The organism is Streptomyces brasiliensis, assembly GCF_014647875.1.
GTDB classification, from domain to species: Bacteria; Actinomycetota; Actinomycetes; order Streptomycetales; family Streptomycetaceae; genus Streptomyces; species Streptomyces brasiliensis.
Genome location: NZ_BMQA01000027.1, coordinates 17,655 through 38,172, shown reverse-complemented (window position 1 = coordinate 38,172; position 20,518 = coordinate 17,655). Strand labels below are relative to the sequence as shown.

Annotated in this window: 24 protein-coding genes and 1 tRNA gene; 8 read left to right on the top strand and 17 right to left on the bottom strand. The window is 69.7% G+C overall.

Going from position 1 to position 20,518, the window contains the following annotated elements; genetic code table 11:
* Positions 1–29 precede the first annotated feature (29 nt).
* Complete coding sequence (gene nth / locus IEZ19_RS30810) at positions 30–1,001, bottom strand: endonuclease III (protein ID WP_373297079.1); 972 nt, start codon at positions 999–1,001, stop codon at positions 30–32.
* A 384-nt stretch (positions 1,002–1,385) separates the two neighbouring features.
* Between nth and IEZ19_RS30805 the strand changes: the two genes are divergently transcribed.
* Positions 1,386–2,060 carry a Crp/Fnr family transcriptional regulator gene (locus IEZ19_RS30805; RefSeq protein WP_030422469.1) on the top strand — a complete coding sequence of 225 codons (675 nt, stop codon included), beginning with the start codon at positions 1,386–1,388 and terminating at the stop codon, positions 2,058–2,060.
* Between the two features lie 90 nt (positions 2,061–2,150).
* The gene (locus IEZ19_RS30800; protein ID WP_189314603.1) at positions 2,151–2,972 is read left to right on the top strand and encodes a nucleotidyltransferase domain-containing protein; all 822 of its coding nucleotides are present in this window, start codon (positions 2,151–2,153) and stop codon (positions 2,970–2,972) included.
* A 24-nt stretch (positions 2,973–2,996) separates the two neighbouring features.
* Here the strand turns inward: IEZ19_RS30800 and IEZ19_RS30795 are convergent, their stop codons facing one another.
* From IEZ19_RS30795 to sp36, 4 genes are all read right to left on the bottom strand, one after another.
* Positions 2,997–3,827, bottom strand: coding sequence for an MBL fold metallo-hydrolase (locus IEZ19_RS30795; RefSeq protein WP_189314602.1), 831 nt, complete (start codon positions 3,825–3,827; stop codon positions 2,997–2,999).
* Complete coding sequence (locus IEZ19_RS30790; protein ID WP_189314601.1) at positions 3,824–4,711, bottom strand: NUDIX hydrolase; 888 nt, start codon at positions 4,709–4,711, stop codon at positions 3,824–3,826. Before IEZ19_RS30790 ends, IEZ19_RS30795 begins: the two co-directional genes overlap by 4 nt.
* Before the next feature lie 108 nt (positions 4,712–4,819).
* Positions 4,820–5,284: a RidA family protein gene (locus IEZ19_RS30785; RefSeq protein WP_189314600.1), complete on the bottom strand. Its 465-nt coding sequence runs from the start codon at positions 5,282–5,284 to the stop codon at positions 4,820–4,822.
* A complete protein-coding gene (sp36, locus tag IEZ19_RS30780; RefSeq protein WP_003991873.1) occupies positions 5,284–5,442 on the bottom strand; it encodes a Sp36 family protein in 159 nt (52 codons plus the stop codon). The genes IEZ19_RS30785 and sp36 overlap by 1 nt, the downstream gene beginning before the upstream one ends.
* Before the next feature lie 72 nt (positions 5,443–5,514).
* Here sp36 and bagA point away from each other — a divergent pair, with 72 nt between their 5' ends.
* Both bagA and bagB read left to right on the top strand, forming a co-directional pair.
* Positions 5,515–6,492, top strand: coding sequence for an ATPase BagA (bagA, locus tag IEZ19_RS30775; RefSeq protein WP_189314599.1), 978 nt, complete (start codon positions 5,515–5,517; stop codon positions 6,490–6,492).
* The gene (bagB, locus tag IEZ19_RS30770) at positions 6,489–7,853 is read left to right on the top strand and encodes an ATPase BagB (protein ID WP_189314598.1); all 1,365 of its coding nucleotides are present in this window, start codon (positions 6,489–6,491) and stop codon (positions 7,851–7,853) included. The genes bagA and bagB overlap by 4 nt, the downstream gene beginning before the upstream one ends.
* A 93-nt stretch (positions 7,854–7,946) precedes the next feature.
* On the opposite strand, the gene wblA is transcribed toward bagB, so the two are convergent.
* Positions 7,947–8,285: a transcriptional regulator WblA gene (gene wblA / locus IEZ19_RS30765; RefSeq protein ID WP_189314597.1), complete on the bottom strand. Its 339-nt coding sequence runs from the start codon at positions 8,283–8,285 to the stop codon at positions 7,947–7,949.
* A 440-nt stretch (positions 8,286–8,725) separates the two neighbouring features.
* On the opposite strand from wblA, the gene IEZ19_RS30760 reads away from it, so the two are divergent.
* Positions 8,726–10,972 (top strand): transglycosylase domain-containing protein, encoded by a 2,247-nt coding sequence (locus tag IEZ19_RS30760; RefSeq protein WP_189314596.1) that lies wholly within the window; start codon positions 8,726–8,728, stop codon positions 10,970–10,972.
* Between the two features lie 156 nt (positions 10,973–11,128).
* Here IEZ19_RS30760 and IEZ19_RS30755 read toward each other — a convergent pair whose 3' ends face one another.
* Positions 11,129–11,596 (bottom strand): GatB/YqeY domain-containing protein, encoded by a 468-nt coding sequence (locus IEZ19_RS30755; RefSeq protein ID WP_189314595.1) that lies wholly within the window; start codon positions 11,594–11,596, stop codon positions 11,129–11,131.
* A gap of 174 nt (positions 11,597–11,770) precedes the next feature.
* On the opposite strand from IEZ19_RS30755, the gene IEZ19_RS30750 reads away from it, so the two are divergent.
* The 3 genes from IEZ19_RS30750 to IEZ19_RS30740 all read left to right on the top strand — a co-directional run bounded on the left by IEZ19_RS30750 (position 11,771) and on the right by IEZ19_RS30740 (position 13,786).
* Positions 11,771–12,697, top strand: a complete 927-nt coding sequence (locus IEZ19_RS30750) for a metallophosphoesterase (RefSeq protein WP_189314594.1) — start codon at positions 11,771–11,773, stop codon at positions 12,695–12,697.
* Between the two features lie 190 nt (positions 12,698–12,887).
* Positions 12,888–13,664: a Pr6Pr family membrane protein gene (locus IEZ19_RS30745; protein WP_189314593.1), complete on the top strand. Its 777-nt coding sequence runs from the start codon at positions 12,888–12,890 to the stop codon at positions 13,662–13,664.
* A 48-nt stretch (positions 13,665–13,712) separates the two neighbouring features.
* Positions 13,713–13,786 (top strand) — tRNA-Pro (locus IEZ19_RS30740).
* A gap of 83 nt (positions 13,787–13,869) precedes the next feature.
* Here IEZ19_RS30740 and IEZ19_RS30735 read toward each other — a convergent pair.
* The 10 genes from IEZ19_RS30735 to IEZ19_RS30690 form a co-directional block, all read right to left on the bottom strand.
* On the bottom strand, positions 13,870–15,051 hold the full coding sequence (locus tag IEZ19_RS30735) for a site-specific integrase (RefSeq protein ID WP_189314592.1): 1,182 nt from the start codon (positions 15,049–15,051) through the stop codon (positions 13,870–13,872).
* Positions 15,052–15,122: 71 nt separating this feature from the next.
* The gene (locus IEZ19_RS30730; RefSeq protein WP_189314591.1) at positions 15,123–15,332 is read right to left on the bottom strand and encodes a helix-turn-helix domain-containing protein; all 210 of its coding nucleotides are present in this window, start codon (positions 15,330–15,332) and stop codon (positions 15,123–15,125) included.
* Between the two features lie 169 nt (positions 15,333–15,501).
* Positions 15,502–16,677, bottom strand: a complete 1,176-nt coding sequence (locus tag IEZ19_RS30725; RefSeq protein ID WP_189314590.1) for a DUF3631 domain-containing protein — start codon at positions 16,675–16,677, stop codon at positions 15,502–15,504.
* On the bottom strand, positions 16,674–17,027 hold the full coding sequence (locus IEZ19_RS30720) for a hypothetical protein (RefSeq protein ID WP_189314589.1): 354 nt from the start codon (positions 17,025–17,027) through the stop codon (positions 16,674–16,676). Before IEZ19_RS30720 ends, IEZ19_RS30725 begins: the two co-directional genes overlap by 4 nt.
* On the bottom strand, positions 17,024–17,914 hold the full coding sequence (locus IEZ19_RS30715; protein ID WP_189314588.1) for a bifunctional DNA primase/polymerase: 891 nt from the start codon (positions 17,912–17,914) through the stop codon (positions 17,024–17,026). Before IEZ19_RS30715 ends, IEZ19_RS30720 begins: the two co-directional genes overlap by 4 nt.
* A gap of 159 nt (positions 17,915–18,073) precedes the next feature.
* Positions 18,074–18,538, bottom strand: a complete 465-nt coding sequence (locus tag IEZ19_RS30710; RefSeq protein ID WP_189314587.1) for a hypothetical protein — start codon at positions 18,536–18,538, stop codon at positions 18,074–18,076.
* A gap of 12 nt (positions 18,539–18,550) precedes the next feature.
* Positions 18,551–19,345, bottom strand: a complete 795-nt coding sequence (locus tag IEZ19_RS30705; protein WP_189314586.1) for a deazapurine DNA modification protein DpdA family protein — start codon at positions 19,343–19,345, stop codon at positions 18,551–18,553.
* A gap of 12 nt (positions 19,346–19,357) precedes the next feature.
* Positions 19,358–19,819 (bottom strand): hypothetical protein, encoded by a 462-nt coding sequence (locus tag IEZ19_RS30700; protein ID WP_189314585.1) that lies wholly within the window; start codon positions 19,817–19,819, stop codon positions 19,358–19,360.
* Positions 19,820–19,834: 15 nt separating this feature from the next.
* Positions 19,835–20,029, bottom strand: coding sequence for a hypothetical protein (locus IEZ19_RS30695; protein WP_189314584.1), 195 nt, complete (start codon positions 20,027–20,029; stop codon positions 19,835–19,837).
* A 157-nt stretch (positions 20,030–20,186) separates the two neighbouring features.
* Positions 20,187–20,435, bottom strand: coding sequence for a hypothetical protein (locus tag IEZ19_RS30690; protein WP_189314583.1), 249 nt, complete (start codon positions 20,433–20,435; stop codon positions 20,187–20,189).
* Between the last annotated feature and the right edge of the window lie 83 nt (positions 20,436–20,518).

Genomic DNA, 20,518 nt, shown 5'->3' with positions numbered 1-20,518 from the left:
TGACCACGCCGGTGGCTTGGGCCGCCGCGTCACGCGGCCCCCAGCGGCGGCGCCGGCCTGCCACCGGCGTCGAGATAGGCCTGCGGGGGCTTGAGGCGCTGGCCCGGGAAGCCGCCCTTCTCGTACTTCAGGAGCTTCTTCGCCTTCTCCGGGTCGGTCTCGCCCTCGCCGTACGCAGGACAGAGCGGGGCAATCGGGCAGGCGCCGCAGGCGGGCTTGCGGGCATGGCAGATCCGGCGGCCGTGCCAGACCACGTGGTGGGACAGGTCCGTCCAGTCGCTCTTGGGGAACAGCGCGCCGACGGCCGCCTCGATCTTGTCGGGGTCGGTCTCCGCAGTCCACTTCCAGCGCCGTACCAGCCGCTGGAAGTGGGTGTCCACGGTGATGCCGGGCCGCCCGAAGGCGTTGCCCAGCACGACGAACGCGGTCTTGCGGCCGACGCCGGGCAGCTCGACCAGGTCCTCCAGCCGGCCCGGGACCTCTCCGCCGAACTGCTCCACCAAGCCCTTGGAGAGCCCTATCACCGACTTGGTCTTGGCCCGGAAGAACCCGGTGGGCCGCAGGATCTCCTCGACCTCCTCGGGGTTGGCTGCGGCCAGGTCCTCGGGGGTCGGGTACTTGGCGAACAGCCCGGGGGTGGTCTGGTTGACCCTGAGGTCGGTGGTCTGGGCGGACAGCACCGTGGCGATCAGGAGCTGGAAGGGGTTCTCGAAGTCCAGCTCCGGATGGGCGTACGGATAGACCTCGGCGAGCTCGCGGTTGATACGGCGGGCCCGCCGGACGAGGGCGGTGTGCGACTCGGCGCGGGGCGGCTCGGCGGGCATGATCTTCGCGGCGGTGGCCTTGGCGGCGGCCTTCTTGGCGGTCGCCTTCGCAACGGCAGCCTTCGCGGCGGGGGCTGTCTTGGCCGACGCCTTCGTCGCCTTCTTCGCCGCCGCCTTCGTTGCGGTTTCCGGCCCCGCCTTCGCAGTCGTCGCCTTCCTGGTCGGAGCCTTCTTCACAGCCGCTGCCTTCTTTGCCGACGTCTTCTTGGCGGACGCCTTTTTCGCGGGTACCTTTTGTGCTGGTTTCACCCTTTCGTCACCGCTACCCGGGCCCTGTTCGCCCACAGCGGAATCACCACGTACAACCACCCACCCAGCCCCCTTGGCCTGTGCTCTCACCGGCGATTTGGACACCCGGCCAGCCTAGAGCCCGGCACCGACATCCGCCCCGGACCCCGAAGATCAGCCCCCAATTGGACCCCTGCCGCTCACCTCGGGACACCTGTGCGGCATCCTTGTGACAGATCACACTGTTTGGACCGTCCGGCAAAATGGGAAGCACGGTCCCCTGGTACCAAGGGGGAGCAAGATCCCCTGAGCAGGTCGACAAGGAGAGAACTCGTGGACGACGTTCTGCGGCGCAACCCGCTCTTCGCGGCGCTCGATGACGAGCAGTCCGCGGAACTGCGCGCCTCCATGAGTGAGGTGACACTCGCGCGTGGCGACTCCCTGTTCCACGAGGGCGACCCGGGCGACCGGCTGTACGTCGTCACCGAGGGCAAGGTCAAGCTCCACCGCACCTCCCCCGACGGCCGCGAGAACATGCTCGCCGTCGTCGGCCCCGGCGAGCTGATCGGTGAGCTGTCGCTGTTCGACCCGGGCCCGCGCACGGCGACCGCCACCGCGCTGACCGAGGTCAAGCTGCTGGGCCTGGGCCACGGCGACCTCCAGCCCTGGCTGAACGTCCGCCCCGAGGTGGCAACCGCACTGCTGCGCGCCGTCGCCCGCCGACTGCGCAAGACCAATGACGCCATGTCCGACCTGGTCTTCTCCGACGTCCCGGGCCGGGTCGCGCGTGCCCTGCTGGACCTCTCCCGCCGCTTCGGCGTGCAGTCCGAGGAGGGCATCCACGTCGTCCACGACCTCACGCAGGAAGAGCTGGCCCAGCTGGTCGGCGCGTCCCGCGAGACCGTGAACAAGGCCCTCGCCGACTTCGCCCAGCGCGGCTGGCTCCGTCTGGAGGCGCGCGCGGTGATCCTCCTGGACGTCGAGCGACTGGCGAAGCGCTCACGCTGACCGTTACGACTCACGCACGCGTGCGACGCACGCGGTCGGCCCAGTCGTAAATCACCTGCCCTGGCGGCTTCGCCGGGGCACAGTGATGCCATGGCAGAAGCCGTTCACCGCCCGGGTCTCGACCCCCAGGGCTACATCGAGCGCGAGGGCTCCTTGGGGCGTGTCGGGCACGAGTTCCGGCCCGTCGTGGCTGCCGCCCGCGGCCGGCTCCTGGACGTCTTCGGAGCGCGGCTCGACAGCGCCTACCTCTACGGGTCGATTCCGCGCGGCACCGCGCGCGTGGCGCGCAGCGATCTGGATCTGCTGGTCGCGCTGTGCACGGAACCGGGAGCCGCCGACCGGGAGGCGGTACGTGTCGTGGGCGAGGCGCTCGACGACGAGTTCCCGCAGATCGACGGGGTCGGCGTCCTGCTGTACGGCCGGGCACGGCTGCTGAGCGACCTCGAGACGTACGACCTCGGTTGGTTCGTGGCCTGTCTGTGCACCCCGTTGCTCGGGGAGGACCTCGCCGAGCACCTCCCCCGCTATCGCCCCGACTCGCTACTGGCCCGCGAGACCAACGGGGACCTCGCGGTCCTCCTCCCGCGCTGGCGGGAGCGCGTCTCCGGCGCCAAGGACTCGGAGGAGGCCAGGCGGTCCCTCGTGCGGTTCATGTCACGGCACCTGGTCCGCACCGCCTTCACGCTCGTCATGCCCCGCTGGAACGGCTGGACGAGCGACCTGCGGGAGATGGCCGAGGCGTTCGCCGCGTACTACCCGCAGCGGGCGGAGCAGCTGCGGGCGGCGGCCGGGTACGGGTACGAGCCGAGCGGCGATCCCGTCGCCCTGCGGTCGTACGTCGACGACCTCGGGCCCTGGCTGGCGGAGGAGTACGCGCGCGTGCACGGCGTCAAGACGCCGAGACCCGAATAGGTCGAACTCAGCCGGTGGCCGCTGCTAGATCAGGCCGTGTTCCCGCAGGTAGTCCAGCTGGGCCCGTACGGACTGTTCCGCCGCGGGCCACAGGGAGCGGTCCACGTCCGCGTAGACGTGGGCGACGACGTCGGCGGGGGAGCGGAAGCCGTCCTCCACGGCCGTCTCCACCTGGGCCAGACGGTGGGCCCGGTGGGCGAGGTAGAACTCGACCACGCCCTGGGCGTCCTCCAGGACCGGCCCGTGGCCCGGCAGGACCGTGTGGACGCCGTCGTCGACCGTCAGGGACCTCAGCCGCCGCAGCGAGTCCAGGTAGTCGCCGAGGCGGCCGTCCGGATGCGCCACGACCGTCGTACCGCGGCCGAGGATCGTGTCGCCGGTGAGGATCGCCCGGTCGGCAGGGAGGTGGAAGCACAGGGAGTCAGCGGTGTGGCCGGGGGCCGGTACGACCCGCAGCTCCAGGCCGCCGACGGCCACGACGTCACCGGCGGCCAGGCCCTCGTCGCCGAGCCGCAGCGCCGGGTCCAGCGCGCGCACCTTCGTACCGGTCAGCTCGGCGAAGCGGGCGGCGCCCTCCGCGTGATCGGCGTGGCCATGGGTGAGCAGGGTCAGCGCGACCCGCCGACCGGCGCGCTCGGCCGCGTCCACGACCGCGCGCAGATGGCCGTCGTCCAGGGGGCCGGGGTCGATCACCACGGCCAGGTCGGAGTCCGGCTCGGCGACGATCCAGGTGTTGGTGCCGTCCAGGGTCATCGGGGAGGCGTTGGGCGCCAGGACGTTGACGGCCCGCGCGGTGGCGGGACCGGACACGGCCTGGCCCCGCGGGCGGCCGGGCAGGGTTGCTGCGTCCGTCATGCGGGACCTCCACCGGTCGCGGCGGTCGGTATGTGCTTGGTGAACTCGTCGTGCCCCGGCCAGGCCAGGACGATCTCGCCGTCCTCCAAGCGGGCGCGGGCGAGGACCGGGGTCATGTCCTGTGCGGGCGCGGCGGCGAGCACCTCGGCCGCGGTGCCGTACGGGCAAAGCTGGCGCAGGGTGGCGATGGTGGGCGGCATCATCAGCAACTCGCCCTTGTCGTACGCCACGGCGGCCTCCGGCGGCCGGATCCACACCGTGCGGTCCGCCTCCGTGGAGGCGTTGCGGGTGCGCTGGCCCTGCGGGAGGGCGGCGACGAAGAACCAGGTGTCGTAGCGGCGGGACTCGAACTCCGGCGTGATCCAGCGGGTCCAGGCACCCAGCAGGTCCGAGCGCAGCACCAGTCCGCGGCGGTCCAGGAACTCGGCGAAGGACAGATCGCGGGCGACCAGGGCGGCTCGGTCGGCCTCCCAGTCCTCGCCGGTGGTGTCCCCGACGACCGAGTCGGGGGTGGGGCCGGCGAGCAGGACGCCCGCCTCCTCGTACGTCTCCCGGACGGCCGCGCAGACGATCGCCTGGGCGCCGGTCCGGTCGACGCCGAGCCGCTCTGCCCACCACGCGCGCGTGGGGCCCGCCCAGCGGATCCGGTGGTCGTCGTCGCGGGGGTCGACACCGCCGCCGGGATATGCGTACGCGCCTCCGGCGAAGGCCATGGAGGCGCGTCTGCGCAGCATGTGGACGGCGGGCCCGGCCGAGGGATCCCGCGAGTCCTTCAGGAGCAGCACGGTCGCCGCGCGTCGGGCGGGCACCGGTGTGAGGGTGCCGTCCTCGAGCGCGCGGATGCGTTCCGGCCACTCCGGGGGATACCACTGCCCATTCGCCATGGGCGGAGGCTATCCCGATGTGAGCGAATGTTCGAGAGGTACCCGGTCCCCGCGGATCGTGAGGGATCCGCCCGACGGGTTCCTCGGCTCCGGGACCAGGAAGTCGGCCTACGACTCCAGCTCGACCTGGATCTCGACCTCCACGGACGCGTCCAGCGGCAGCACCGCGACGCCCACCGCGCTGCGCGCGTGCACGCCCTTGTCGCCGAGGACCGCGCCCAGCAGTTCGCTCGCGCCGTTGACGACGCCGGGCTGGCCGGTGAAGTCGGCTGCCGAGGCGACGAATCCGGTGACCTTCACCACGCGCGCGACGCGGTCCAGGTCGCCGGCGACGGACTTCACGGCGGCCAGGGCGTTCAGCGCGCAGATGCGTGCCAGGTCCTTGGCCTCCTCCGCGGTGACCTCCGCACCGACCTTGCCGGTGACGGGGAGCTTGCCGTCCACCATCGGGAGCTGGCCCGAGGTGTACACGTACACGCCCGACCGCACGGCCGGCTGGTAGGCGGCCAGCGGCGGCACGACCTCCGGCAGGGTCAGGCCCAGTTCGGTCAGCTTCTCCTCGACCGCGCCCATTACTGCTTCTCCCGCTTCAGGTAGGCCACCAGCTGCTCGGGGTTGTTCGGCCCGGGCACGACCTGGACGAGCTCCCAGCCGTCCTCGCCCCAGGTGTCCAGAATCTGCTTCGTGGCATGGACGAGCAGTGGCACGGTTGCGTATTCCCACTTGGTCATGTGGCCGACTGTAGCCGCTGTTATCCACAGCCTCCCGCGTAGCCGGCAGGCCGACTGGTTAGTCTCAAGGACGTGAGCAGGCTCCAGGTCGTCAGCGGTAAGGGCGGGACCGGAAAGACGACGGTCGCCGCGGCCCTCGCGTTGGCCCTCGCCACCGAGGGGAAGCGGACGCTCCTCGTGGAGGTCGAGGGCAGGCAGGGCATCGCGCAGCTCTTCGAGACGGAGGCGCTGCCCTATGAGGAGCGGAAGATCGCCGTCGCTCCCGGGGGCGGTGAGGTCCATGCCCTCGCCATCGATCCCGAACTGGCCCTTCTGGACTACCTCCAGATGTTCTACAAGCTGGGCGGCGCCGGCCGGGCCCTGAACAAGCTCGGCGCGATCGACTTCGCCACCACCATCGCACCGGGCCTCAGGGACGTCCTGCTGACCGGCAAGGCGTGCGAGGCGGTGCGGCGCAAGGACAAGGCGGGCCGGTTCGTCTACGACTACGTCGTCATGGATGCCCCGCCCACCGGCCGCATCACCCGCTTCCTGAACGTCAACGACGAGGTGGCCGGGCTGGCGAAGATCGGTCCGATACACAATCAGGCGCAGGCCGTGATGCGGGTGCTGAAGTCGCCCGAGACGGCCGTGCATCTGGTCACGCTGCTCGAGGAGATGCCGGTCCAGGAGACGGCGGACGGCATCGCCGAACTGCGCGCCGCGCGGCTGCCGGTCGGCCGGGTCATCGTGAACATGGTGCGGCCCCAGGTGCTGGACGCGACCGACCTGGATCTCGTAGGGACCGTGCCGCGCTCCGCCGTGGCCCAGTCGCTGTCGGCCGCCGGCCTCGGCGGAGCGCGCCGCGGCGGCAACGCCGAGAAACTGGTGGACCCGCTGCTCGCCCAGGCCGCGGAGTACACCGAGCGGTACGCGCTGGAGGAGGAGCAGCGCGCGGTCCTCGGGGAGCTGGGCCTGCCGCTGCACGAACTGCCGCTGCTCGCCGAGGGCATGGACCTGGCGGGCCTGTACGAACTCGCCACCGAGCTGCGGAAACAGGGGATGTCATGACTCCGGACCCGGCCCACGCGAAGGACGCCGCCCGCCATCGCCTCTCCCCCGCGCGCGTCCTCGACGTGGACGCGCTGCTCGACGACCCGACGACCCGGATCGTGGTGTGCTGCGGTTCGGGCGGGGTGGGCAAGACCACGACGGCTGCGGCCCTGGGGCTCAGAGCGGCCGAACGGGGCCGCAAGGTGGTCGTTCTGACGATCGACCCGGCCCGGCGGCTCGCCCAGTCCATGGGCATCGACTCGCTGGACAACGTGCCACGCCGGGTGAAGGGCACCGAGGATCGAGGGGCATCACGCAGCGATTCGGTCGAGGGCGGTGGCGGGAGTCGGGCGGGCGGGGAACTGCACGCCATGATGCTCGACATGAAGCGCACCTTCGACGAGGTCGTCGAGGCGCACGCGGACCCCGAGCGGGCGGCCGCGATCCTGGCCAACCCCTTTTACCAGTCGCTCTCGGCGGGCTTCGCGGGCACGCAGGAGTACATGGCGATGGAGAAGCTGGGGCAGCTGCGGGCCAGGGACGAATGGGACCTGATCGTCGTCGACACCCCGCCGTCCCGGTCGGCGCTGGACTTCCTGGACGCGCCGAAGCGGCTCGGTTCGTTCCTGGACGGGCGGCTGATCCGGCTGCTGACGGCGCCGGCGAAGCTGGGCGGCCGCGCGGGCATGGCGTTCCTCAACGTCGGGATGTCGATAATGACCGGCACGCTGGGCAAGCTGCTCGGCGGTCAACTGCTGAAGGACGTACAGACGTTCGTGGCTGCGATGGACACGACCTTCGGCGGGTTCCGTACGCGCGCGGACGCGACGTACAAGCTGCTCCAGGCGCCCGGTACGGCGTTCCTGGTGGTGGCCGCCCCGGAGCGGGACGCGCTGCGCGAGGCGGCGTACTTCGTGGAGCGACTGGCCGCGGAAGACATGCCGCTGGTCGGACTGGTCCTCAACCGGGTCCACGGCAGCGGCGCCGACCGGCTGTCGGCCGAGCGGGCGCTCGCAGCCGCGGAAAATCTTGAGGAGCCCCGCATTGTGGATCAGGAGGGCGGGAAAGCTGGACTTCGTAACTCTCCCGACACGGACGACAGTTCAGAATCTCCGGCATCCGAGCGCCACTCCCCCGGCGCGGACCGGGACATCGACCAGCTCACCGCAGGTCTGCTGAGGCTGCACGCCGACCGTATGCAGCTGCTCTCACGCGAGCAGCGCACGCGTGACCGCTTCACCGCGCGCCACCCCGAGGTGGCCGTGGTGGAAGTGGCCGCGCTGCCCGGCGATGTGCACGACCTCGCGGGACTGCGGGACATCGGGGACCGGCTCGCGGCCAACCGGCCGGAGCTGCCCGAGACACCTGCCGAGGCGTGAGGACCGGCGCCCTCGGCCGGCCACAGGCCTGACGACGTCGGCGGACCCGAGGTCGGCGGGCCCGACCCTCGCAGGCGTGGGGGCGGGACGCCCTCAGCTGACCGCCGCGTAGGTCTCGTACACCTCGTCGTTGTCGAGGGGCACGATTCCTGTTCCGCGCTCGTACTCCAGACGCGCGGTCTCCAGGAGTCTGCGCCAGGAGGTCACGGTGGGCCGCCGGCGCAGCAGTGCGCGCCGCTCGCGCTCCGTCATGCCTCCCCACACGCCGAACTCGACGCGGTTGTCCAGCGCGTCGGCCAGGCATTCCGTGCGTACCGGACATCCGGTGCACACCGCCTTGGCCCTGTTCTGCGCTGCTCCCTGCACGAACAGTTCATCCGGATCGGTAGTGCGGCAGGCAGCCTGCGCACTCCAGTCGGTTACCCAGCCCATACCGGCGCCGTCCTCTCCCGAATCGAGGCTCCCCCACGGCGGCAGCGGCATATTCACCGCCGCCAGTTGAGGACGTTACGGAAGGTGGGCACGGCGCAACACCCCCTTCGGGCCCAATCTTGAATGGTCCGAACGGACTATGGGTAAACGGCAGATCACCCGCGGGAGTGAGCTGGCGACATACGCGATCATCCCGGCAAACCGGGACAGCTGTGGTGCGTCACAACGGACGCCGGATGACACACGAGGCGGATTCGGACACGCCACCAACACACCCCGACATGCCCGATGGACACAGCCGTCGAAGAAAGTCGAGAAGATCCGGAACGATTCGGGGTCGCCGGACGTATTGATACGTGGCCGTACTGCTGTGACAGTTGAGAGCAGCTTAGGCCAAGGCATATACGCGTGTCCGGCGAATGAGAACGTAGGCTGCCCTCATGCCAAAGAAGCGCTCGGGCGGTGGTCTGTCGCCAACGCAGCAGGCCGCCAAGTTCCTCGGTGTCAGTGTGCTCGCAGGAGCCGTCATGGCAGGCATCGCCCTGCCCGCGGCCGGCGTGCTCGGACTCGCGGCCAAGGGCTCGGTCCAGGGCTTCGACGACATCCCGGCGAACCTGAAGAGCCCGCAACTGAGCCAGCGGACCACGATCCTGGACAACAAGGGCGGCCAGATCGCCACCGTCTACTCCCGCGACCGCACGGTGGTGGACCTCAAGGAGATCTCGCCGTACATGCAGAAGGCGATCGTCGCCATCGAGGACTCCCGCTTCTACCAGCACGGCGCGATCGACCTGAAGGGCGTCCTACGCGCCCTGAACAAGAACGCGCAGAGCGGCGGGGTCTCCCAGGGCGCCTCGACGCTCACCCAGCAACTGGTGAAGAACTACTTCATCGAGGAGGCCGGCGACGACCCGACCAAGGTCGCGCAGGCCACGCAGCAGACTCTGGGCCGCAAGATCCGCGAGCTGAAGTACGCGATCCAGATCGAGGAGAAGCTCGGCAAGAAGAAGATCCTCGAGAACTACCTGAACATCACGTTCTTCGGCGAACAGGCCTACGGCGTCGAGGCCGCCTCCCAGCGGTACTTCTCCAAGCACGCCAAGGACCTCACGCTCCCCGAGGCCGCCCTGCTGGCCGGCATCGTCCAGTCGCCGAGCCGGTACGACCCGGTCAACGACGAGGCCGAGGCCACCAAGCGCCGCAACACCGTGATCGCGCGCATGGCCGAGGTCGGCGACATCTCCCGGCAGGAGGCCGACACGGCGATGAAGGCGCCGCTCGGCCTGCACCCCAGCCAGCCGAAGAACGGCTGCATCACGGCCGTCTCGGGCGCCGGCTTCTTCTGCGACTACGTGCGCGAGGTGTTCCTCAACAACCCGGTCTTCGGCAAGACCCGCGAGGCCCGCGCGAAGGTCTGGAACCAGGGCGGTCTGACGATCCGTACGACGCTCGACCCACAGGCGCAGCAATCGGTCCAGGCGTCGATAAAGCAGCACGTGTACAAGAGCGACGCCGTGGCGACCGCGGCGACCATCGTCGAGCCCGGCACCGGCAAGATCCTCGCCATGGGCCAGTCCCGTCCGTACGGCTTCGGCAAGGACGAGACGCAGATCAACCTGTCCGTGGACAAGGACATGGGCGGCGGCGTGGGCTACCAGCCCGGTTCGACGTTCAAGCCGATCGTGGCGGCGGCCGCCATCGAGGGCGGCAAGCCGCCGACGCAGGAGTACCCGTCGCCGTACGAGATGCCCTACCCGAACCAGGTCTCCGCGTGTGACGGCAAGATCTGGCAGAACACCAAGCACGACAAGCTGACGAACGAGAACAAGGAAGAGCAGGGGCCGTACGGCATGAAGGAGGCGACCGCCAAGTCGGTCAACACCTACTACGTGCAGCTGATAACAGACATCGGTATCTGCCCGGTCACCACGATGGCGCAGAGGATGGGCGTGGAACGCGCGGACGGCCGCAAGATCGACCAGGCCCCGTCCATCGCGCTCGGCACCCAGGAGATGTCCCCGCTGACGATGGCGAACGCCTACGCCACCTTCGCCTCGCGCGGCATGTACTGCACGCCGGTCGCCATCGAGTCGATCACCCAGACCGTCGGCAGCGAGAAGAAGTCCCTGGAGGTGCCGAAGTCGACCTGCGCGCGGGCGATGTCGGAGAACACCGCGGACACCGTCAGCACACTGCTGAAGGGAGTGGTCGAGGACGGTACGGGCCAGGAGGCCGGCCTGGGCAGCCGCCCGAGCGCCGGCAAGACCGGTACGACGGACTACCGCTACGCCGCCTGGTTCGTCGGCTACACGCCGAACATGGCGGGCGCGGTCTGGGTCGGCGACCCGGCGCACGATCGCCAGATGGTCAACATCACCATCGGCGGCGTCCCGCACGCCAAGGTCTACGGCGGTGAGGTCCCCGGACCGATCTGGCGGGACATGATGACCGGCGCGCTGCAGGGCAAGCCCGCCCTCGATTTCAACCTCGTCGACATCCCCGACCCCGAGAAGGACAAGGACGACGAGCACGACAGGGGCAACGACGGGGGCAACGACAACGGCGGCGTGATCGGGGGCGCGACGGGCGGAGGCATCCCGACGCCGTCGTTCTCGTTCCCGGGCGGCTTCGTCCAGGGACAGACGAACGGCGGGACGAACGGGCGGGGGAACGGAGGCGGTCACTGAGCCTTGACCGCGGCTGCTCGGTGGAGTGCTGAGCCGGCCGGGGCCGTACGGCGGGCCGCACCTTGACTTACGCGGCGGGGCCGCACCCTTGGAGGAGGGTGCGGCCCCGTTGCCGTATCCGGAATCCGAGCTGCTCAGTACGGCAGTCCGGGCCGCTCAGCCCTGAAGGAGTTTCTTGACCGCCGCCGCGACGCGGCCGCCCTCGGCCTGGCCGGCCACCTTGGGGTTCACGATCTTCATCACGGCGCCCATGGCCCGCGGCCCCTCGGCGCCGGCCGCCTTGGCCTCCTCGACGGCCTGCGCCACGATCGCGTTCAGCTCATCGTCCGAGAGCTGCTTGGGCAGGTACGCGGCGAGCACCTCGCCCTCCGCCTTCTCCCGCTCGGCCTGCTCCGGACGACCACCCTGAGCGAAAGCATCGGCCGCTTCCCGGCGCTTCTTCGCCTCCTTGGTGATCACCTTGAGGACCTCGTCGTCGGAGAGCTCGCGCTTCTCCTTGCCCGCGACCTCCTCCTTGGTGATCGCGGCGAGCGTGAGCCGGAGCGTCGAGGAGCGGAGTTCGTCGCGCTCCTTGATCGCGGCGTTGAGGTCGTCGTGAAGCTTCGACTTGAGCATGGTGGTCATGCCGTCGATTGTCGCAGGTGTGCGAGCCCCGACGCCCCTTGATTTGGCCCGAGCTCCGTCCTGTGATTCAGCCCGGGCTTCCGCCTGCGGGTCCCTTGATCGAACGGCACGCGGGCCGGTCGATCAAGCGGTGGCCGGTGACTGGGCGGGCCGGAGGTCTGACACGATGGTCGTATGCGCGCGCGATACGGAGTACCCCTGGGAATCGTGGCGGCCGGCACCGCCGGTCTGGTGTATGCGGCGGGTTTCGAGGTCCGCTCCTTCCGTCTGCGGCGGGTGACGATTCCGGTCCTCCCCGCGGGCATGCGGCCCCTGCGCGTGCTCCAGGTCTCCGATATCCACATGGTGAGCGGCCAGCGCAAGAAGCAGCGCTGGCTGCGCTCCCTGGCGGGTCTGCGCCCCGACTTCGTGATCAACACCGGGGACAACCTGTCCGACCCGGAGGGCGTCCCGGAGGTCCTGGACGCGCTGGGCCCGCTGACGGAGTTCCCGGGCGCGTACGTCTTCGGCTCCAACGACTACTACGGCCCCAAACTCCGCAACCCCGCACGCTACTTGCTGGAGAAGGCCAGCGGTCGTTACGGCCTGAACGGCAACCCGCCGGTGGTCGGCGCGATCCACAACCCGTGGGAGGACCTGCGGGACGGCTTCGACGCGGCGGGCTGGCTGAACCTGACCAACACCCGGGGCACGCTGAAGATCGAGGGCATCTCGGTGGAGCTGACCGGCCTGGACGACCCGCACATCAAGCGCGACCGGTACGCGCAGGTGGCCGGCGGCCCCTCGAGCACGTCCGACTTCTCGATGGGCGTGGTGCACGCGCCGTACCTGCGCGTCCTCGACGCGTACACGGCCGACGACTACCCCCTGATCCTGGCCGGCCACACCCACGGCGGTCAGCTCTGCATCCCCTTCTACGGCGCCCTGGTCACCAACTGCGACCTCGACACCGACCGCGTGAAGGGCCTGTCCACGCACACGGCGGAGGGCAGGACGTCGTACCTCCACGTCTCCGCGGGCTGCGGCACGAGCCGCTACACACCGGTACGGTTCGCGTGCCCACCGGAGGCGACGCTGCTGACGTTGGTGGGGCGGGAGTAGGGGTCCGGCGGGGGGAAGGCGGGGTACGCCCCCCTCCCGCATGGCCTGGCAGACGGAGGTGAGCCGACCGGTCAGGGAGATGGAGACGACTCGACCGGACCGGCGTCGGCGTGGTCGCCGACGGATGAGCGGGTAACCCAACCGGCCCACCCGTATCGCCCGTTTTGCCCACTCTGCTTAGCGTGAGGGCATGACGGCACCGATACCCAGGGACATGCCGGACCTGCCCGCGGTCCCCAGCAAGCCTCCCCTGCGGCCCTCACCGGTCCCGGCCACGGCGGTGGTGGCGCCCACTCCCCACCCCCTGACCGCGATCTTCCGCCTCCTGACCACCCTGACGGCGACGGCGGGCGTGACACTCGAACTGCTCCTGGGCTCCCCGGGCCGCATCCTGAGCTACTTCAGCATCCAGAGCAACGCGCTGCTCGCGGTGATCATGGTCGCAGCGGCCCACCGAGCCTGGACGGCCCGCCGCCCTCTGCCATCCTCAGTGACGGGCGCCACACTTCTGTACGTCACGATGACGGGCCTGGTGTACCACGTACTGCTGGACCACACGACGCCCCCGTTCTCGATGACCGGCGCGACGGAGCCGCCGGCGGCCTGGCACGGCCAGTGGATCGTGCTCCAGCTCCTCCACACGGTCACCCCGGCGGCGGCGCTCGTGGACTGGCTCGTACTCACCGCCCCGGGCCGCCTGCACCTGCGCCAGACAGCAGCCTGGCTCCTCTATCCCCTGGCCTACCTGGTCTTCTCCCTCGGCCGGGGCGAACTCCTGATCCCCGGCACGACCGACCGCTACCTCTACCCGTTCCTGGACGTCGAACAGCAGGGCTACCGCGACACCCTCGCCAACGCCCTCCTGCTGGGCCTCGCCTTCTACGGTGTGGCCGTCCTCCTGGTGGCCCTCGACCACGCCCGCCCGAACCCGATCCGCCGCCGCGGCAAAACCGGATTTCGTCTCTAGCCACCGGTGGGCTAAAGTAAACGTCGTCGCCGCGACAAGCAGCGACATCGGGGTGTAGCGCAGCTTGGCAGCGCGCTTCGTTCGGGACGAAGAGGTCGTGGGTTCAAATCCCGCCACCCCGACGCTGGTCAGAGGCCACCTACCAATTTTGGTAGGTGGCCTCTGGCGTGCTTGGGGGGCCAAACAGGGGGCCAACGGATTCTGATCAAGCCCCGCGCTCGGTCCGCTCCCGTCGCCGCGCAAAGATCACGTCCATGGCCTCCGCACCCTCAGTGATGACCGGCCGGAGCTGCTTGCGGTAGACGGCCTCCGTCGTCGCCTGGCTGGTGTGCCCGACAAGCTGCGCTATGCGCTCTAGCGGGATGCCATGATCCGAGAGCAGCGAGACGAAGCTGTGCCGCAGCTCCCGCGGCGTCCACTCCGGCTCCAATCCGGCCCTCTTAACGATCCCCTTGAAATCGCGTCGGACGTTCGCCGCGTCGAGCGGCTCACCGCTCCGGGTCGTGAAGACGCGCCCTGCCGGGCTCCACTCCATCCCTCTCGATGCCCGCTCCTGCTTCTGCCACCGCTTGTGCTCTTCGAGGACTGCGACCACCTGCATTGGCAGGGCGATGGTCCGACGGCTCTTTCTGGTCTTGGTCTCTCCGTGCTTGCGCACCGAGCGCCACACGGCCACGTGAGGCGGGACGCCATCCGCCGTATCCAGGAACACATGGTCCCAGGTAAGGGGTCGCGCCTCTTCCGTGCGTACGCCGCTGAGGAGCGAGAGCACGAGATAGGCGTACAGCCGTGACGGGCGTGCGGCAGTGAGCACGGCTTTCGCCTGCTCCAGGTTCAGCGCCTTGCTCGGACGTCCGGGGCGCCCCTCCGGCGCGGTGACGAGCAGGGCGACGTTGCGCGCGGCCTTGTCCCTGCGCTGAGCGTGTTCGATGGAACGGCGCAGGATGGCGAGCAGGTCACGCAGGCTTCGCGTCGCGAGGAATTCGGCCCTGCCGTCCAACCAGTCGTCGACATCGTCCGCGCTGAGATCCTTCAGCTTGGCCTTGCCCATGAACGGGAGGAGGTGCTTGTTCGCCATCGCGCGGTTCTTGCCGATGGTGCCCTTCTCGTCGCGTCCCTTGAGCCCGCGTTCCAGCCAGTCGTTCACCGCGTCGGCCACGGTGTAGTTGGCCGGCGTCTTGACGCCCGACTGCACTTCTTTCTTCAGATCTCGGATCTTCTGGCGGACCTCGGTCTTGGTCTTGCCGTACACCTTCGGTCGACGGCGCTTTCCGTTCGGGGCGTACCCGAGAGACACAGCGCCTACGTATCGGTTCTTCGCCGCGTCCCAATAGATCGTGTCTTCACCGTGGCCAACCCTGCGGGCACTATTCGGGGTCTCGGTCAATGTGGTGTTCTCCAAACGAGCGGGCCGCGCCCGATGGCGCGGCCCGGTTGATACGAACGAACGGGGTAGGGTCAAGCAGCGGCTTCTGCCTCGCTCTTGAGCAGTTCGACGTACTGCGCGATGTACTCGGGCGGGATGAGCCGCCGACGGCCGATACGGACTGTCTGAAGTCGTCCGAGGCGTATCTCCTCGTAGACCGTCGAGCGTCCAATCCTGAGAGCCTGGGCCGCCTCCTCGGGGCGGTAGAGGAGCTGTTCGGCGGGTTCGGCAACGGTGGTCATGCGGCAGTGCCTCCTCGGCAGGGGGCCGGGGGCGGTGGCCCCCTTCCTGTCAGGTCCGCTACTTCCGCTACCTCCGCTACCGCCCTGGTCAGGGGCATGATCGAGGTAGCGGATAGGGGTGCGGGTAGCGGATAGGGCGTCGCGGTAGCGGATGCGAAGCGGCTTGCCGCTACCCGGAAACCGCCTCTGAGCTGCCCGGTAGCGGAGGTAGCGGAAGTAGCGGACTTTCCGCGGGGGGTGGGCAGTAGCGCTGCCACGCGTCGTTCAGATCGCTCGCGTAGTAGCCCTTCATGACGCTGCCGCCGGCTTTGATGTTGCGGGCCGCGATAGGGGTGTTGTCCGCGGTCATGTACTCCCGCAGCATCCGCGACAGCCCGCGGGCATCGAGCGGCTTGCCGCTCATGTCCGCCCACGGCGCCTCTTCGAGGCTGTGGAGCCTGTCGAGGATGGCGACGGTGGGCAGGCGGTCGATGCCGTTGAACACGTAGTCGCGCAGGTCCATGAGCAGACGGATACCGATGCTGCCCTTGTCGCTGGTCTTGGCCGCGTTCACCAACTCGATGCACGCGGCGCGGGCCCGCTCCGGCCACGTGCCGCCGGCCGCGTCCGCGATGGCAAGCAGGGGTTCCCATACGTCCGCGGGCCGGTCGCTGATGCCCTCCGGGAGCTCCGGGAACACCCCGTCGACCAGGTGGCGAACGGACTGTGCCCATTCGGCGAGCCGGTCGCGCAGCGCGTGCCCTTCCTTCTCGTGGATGCGCTGGCGGAACGGCTCTACCCGCTCGTTCGGTGCGCGGCGGCGCATGCGGACGATGACGGAGCGGGTCAGGATCGTGTCCGGCAGCGAGCCGAGTCCGGCGACCGCGACTCCGCAGAACGACGGGAACTCCTGCACCTGTTGGTTGGCCCCGTCGCCCACGCAGCGCCACATGACGCCGGAGCGCCGGTGACCGGCATTCAGGAACCCGCGGAGCTGTTCGTTCTCTCCGGCCTTGGGCCCGAAGACGGTATCGATCTCGTCGAACAGGATTGTCGGCCGTCCCTCCATCCCGGACACCGCGCGGAAGAGCGCGGAGGCGGAGGCGTTAACCGCGACCATCGGTTGCGGCACGAGAGTTTCCACGATCTCCAACGCACGGGACTTGCCCGAGCCCGGCTCCGGCGACAGGAACGCGAGCCGCGGTGTGGAGTCGAAGCAGTCGAGCAAGTGCGCGTGTGCGTCCCACAGCGTCACGGCGACGTACGCGGCATCGAGGGGGAAGATGTTGAAGCGTCGGTGGAAGACTTCTACCTCGTCGAGCAGTGCGGAGCCGTCCATGGCGGGTGCCGACGGATTGGTGCTCATGCCGCCTGCCTCCCTTCCTGGTTGGTGCGGAGCGGGCATACGTCGCGGTGGGCGGTGTGGTCGGCGATCAGGGCGAGCACCTTCGAGTGGCCGACGGCCCTACGGTCCCTGCCGCACAGGCACTTCGAGGTGGCGGTAGGAACGGCGCCACGCGGTGCGCTGATGTGCAGCCACGCGACCGGGTACCGGCCGTCACTCCTGTGCGGGTCAGGGCGAAGAACAGTGCGGACGCCTGCGGCGGCGCCTTTCGGCTCGCCCACGGCCGGACCGGGCGCGGCTTGCGCGGCGACGCGCGGACCGGTCGGGGTGACGGGAAGGCTCTTCAGGGAGGGGCGACGAGGGGTGCTCATGCCGCCCTCCGCTGACCGTTGCGGGCAATCGACCAGTTCAAACCGCTGCGAATGGTCGCCTCACACGACCGCGGCGACAGACCGGCCTGCTCCCCCGCCCACTGAAGAGCCTCCTCAACCTGCTCCCTGGGGAGGTCGCCCCACGCGATGAACCGCCCCAGCGCTCGCGCCGCCCGGAGCAACGTGGCGTTCCGCTCACCCTCCGGAGCCTGCCGTACGGAAGCGGTTTCGGCATTCAGGCCCGCTACGGCGTAGCGGGAGGCTCGAACGGCAGACGGTGCAGCCGTCAGTACCCGCAAGGACTGACGGGCTGCCAGGCGGGCGTACAGCCAATCTGGCAGCGGCGTGGGCGGCATGTCGTTGACGACCGCGTAGGCGCCCGTGGGGGTGAGGCTGCCGGGGGCGACAACGTATCCGCCCCACGCGCGGGTGTCGATGCGCTTGCCGAGCCGTCCGGCCGTATTGCCAAGCCGGACGCCGGGCGGGGCGGCGAAGTACAGGTGGACCCCGCCGCTCGCGGTCCGCACCGTGCGAGTGGCGGGGACGGCGTGCCCGGCGCGCTCGCAGAGCGCCGTGAAGGTCGTCACGCCGTTAGGCGTGTCCGTACTGCTCTTCCGCTTGGGCATGTCAAGGTCGACGACGACCAGCCCGGACGGGCCGGTCGCGATGCCGACGTTGAACGGCAGGTCGCCCCACGCGCGCCGGATGCGGTCAGGGTCGATGGTGGCGCGCTCTTCCCACTTACGGTGACCGCCCGCGCAGTCCCCAATGCCAGGGCAGACGTCCTCACCGTGCAGGGCCGGACGCTTGTCGCCACGGCGAAGCGGGAGCACGGCCCATCCCCGCTCCGCGGCGTCCAGCGCGGCGTACAGGAGGTGACGGTTCATGCCGTCACCCCTGCCGCGCTCGATGGAGTGGCGGGGGCGGGACGGCCCTCGCCGAATGAGGCTCGTTGGGTCATGCTTGAGATCTCCTGCTCTCCTGGAGGGACGGGAGTACCGGGGCGGGCGCAGGCTTTGGAGAGACGGCGCCCGCCTCGGGCGTAGCTACTGGTTTTGGGCCCATTGGGCGTACTGCTGCCGGACGTAGTGGCGCGCGTCGCAGATGACGGCCGTGCTGTCCAGGTCCATCAGCCGCTGCGCGGCTCGGGTGGCGAGGTCGGCCGCGTCGCTGGTGACGCTGTCGGCTTCATCGCTCAGCGCGATCCGGTCCAGCAGTGCGGCCTTGCGGAGCCAGAACTCACGGTTCAGCCCGTCGTAGAACGGCCGGTCGGCTGCCGCCCGTGCGGTCCATCCGATCTCGCTGACGATGCTCGGGGCGAGGGTGTACGCCTCTTCCGGTGTCGGCCACGGCTCCGGCTCGGGGCGGTGGTCGGCAGTGACGTACAGGCGGGTGCGCTCGCCGTCGCGAGTGGGGTCGGTGCGTACGGTGCCGGTAGCGAACGCGCCGCTGAGCGCGGTGGTGACGCGGTCGGCATCGGCCGGGTCGCAGATGATACGGATCTCGAACATGGCTTCCTTTCGTCAGGCTGCGTCGAGGAAGGGTTGTTGCCAGGGCGGGAGGCTGGCCAGGACGCGGGTACGCCAGCGCAGGGCGTAGTCGAGGCAGTTGGCGCAGTTCTTGTGTGTGTGGCCGGGCAGCGGGGGCCTGCGGCGGGCGTGATAGCTCCATGCGGCGGAATCGGCTGATGCGAGCAGGTGGCCGACCCGTTCGAGGCCGAGAGTCTTGAAGCCGAAGCCGTGCAGCTTCAGCCCTCGTGCGGCCATGGCGGTCACGATGGCCGCTCCCTCGCGGGTGGACTGGAGGCGGCAGACCGAGCCGAGGCCGACCGTGGGTTCGTGGGTCAGGTCGACCCCGGCGTGCTCGTACAGGTCCGCGCACCGTTCGTAGTCCGCGACCGTTCGCCCCTGAAGGACCGGGGCTATGCGCAGCTCGGGGGCGAGGGAGCGTAGTTCGTTGAAGTTGGCGACGGTGCGGCGGATGTGTTCCGGCACGCTGAGGTGGGTGCCGACGAAGACGTTCGGTCCTGCCGTGCCGCCGTGGATGATGAGGTCTTCGCACATCCAGTCCTGCGGGGCAGCCCAGTCGTAGGGGCCGACGCATTCCCAGATGCGGCGTAGGTCCTCGATGTACTGGCGCGGGGTGCGCGTCCATCGGCCGTGGCGCTGGAGCTCCGAGAATCCGCCGGAGTCCACCGCGTACGGGCCGCGCGCCTCATCCAGCTTGACCGCGTTGACTAAGTGCTCGGACTTCAGGAACAGCGGCACCTTGGTCAGCCGGACCCAGTGGCGTTTGTGAGTGGTCAGGTAGAAGCGCAAGCCGGGTCCCCCTCAGCCGTGGAAGTGGTTGCGCTTGATGACGGCCTTGCGGATGTTGACCGTGGTCCCGCCGCGGTGGCGGCTCGCGCTGAAGACCTGTACGGCGATGAAGCCGCCGAAGATGACGGCGGCGAGGATGACGAGTTGGGTGATGAGCGCGGTCAGGGCGGTGATGAACGCGGTCAGCAGGAACAGCCCGCCGCACACAGCGAGGAACCCGACGCCTCCGAGGGCGATGTTCACGGCCGCGCGGGAGACGGGCGGCTTGGCGGTGACCGGCTCCGGCTGCGTCGGGGTAATGGCGTAGCCAGTGACGACGCGGCCGTCGGGCAGGACGACGCTCGTCACGGCCGGCATGCCCTGAGGCTGTACGACCGTAAGCGGCATGGCCTGCGCGGGCATGATCGGGGCGAGGCGGTGGACTTCCACGGCCGCTGTGTCGTACGCCGTGGGGTGGCGGGTGGGTTCGTTCATGGTCGGTCTTCCCTGTCAGTTGCCGAGGGCGGAGAGGGCGTCGGCGGACGCCTGCACGAGGTTGTGGATGGGCCCGTAGGCGCCGGTCCCGGCGACGAAGAACCCGAACAGGAACAGGACGATGGCGGCGCCGCCCCCGGCGGAGCGGGTCTTGACGGCGAGGGCGGAGGCGGCGCCGAACAGCAGCACTGCGGAGATGTTGAGGATCACGGCAGGGAAACTCGCTTCCGGGCGAGGTGGACGGGTGGATACGCTCTGCGCGCCCCGGGTGCTGGCAAGTTCGGGGCGACAGACCGGCGACCGCGCCCGCCTGGCTCCAGCTAGGAGCGGGGTCCGTCTCATGACGGGCGGTCGCCGGTCACTCGTTTCAGGCGCCGGCGCGGTAGATGCGGGCCCAGCGGTTGTAGAGCCAGCGGCCGGTGCGGATGCGCTTGCCGGTCGCCTTGCAGTGGCGGCAGTCCTTGCCGCGCTTCAACCGGCCTTTGCGGTCGGTCTTGAGTGCGTGGCCCATGCCGGAGCACTTGCGGCAGTCGCCGAACGGCGAGGCCACACACAGCCCGCCGTAACCGACAGTGACGACTATCAGGCAGGCGATAGCAAGGACGATGGGGGTCATCAGATGCCCTCCAGGGCGGTTTTCGGGGGTTTCCGCAGATGACGTGCTATCCGCTAGATCACAGGTGAGGGTGCAGATGGGGT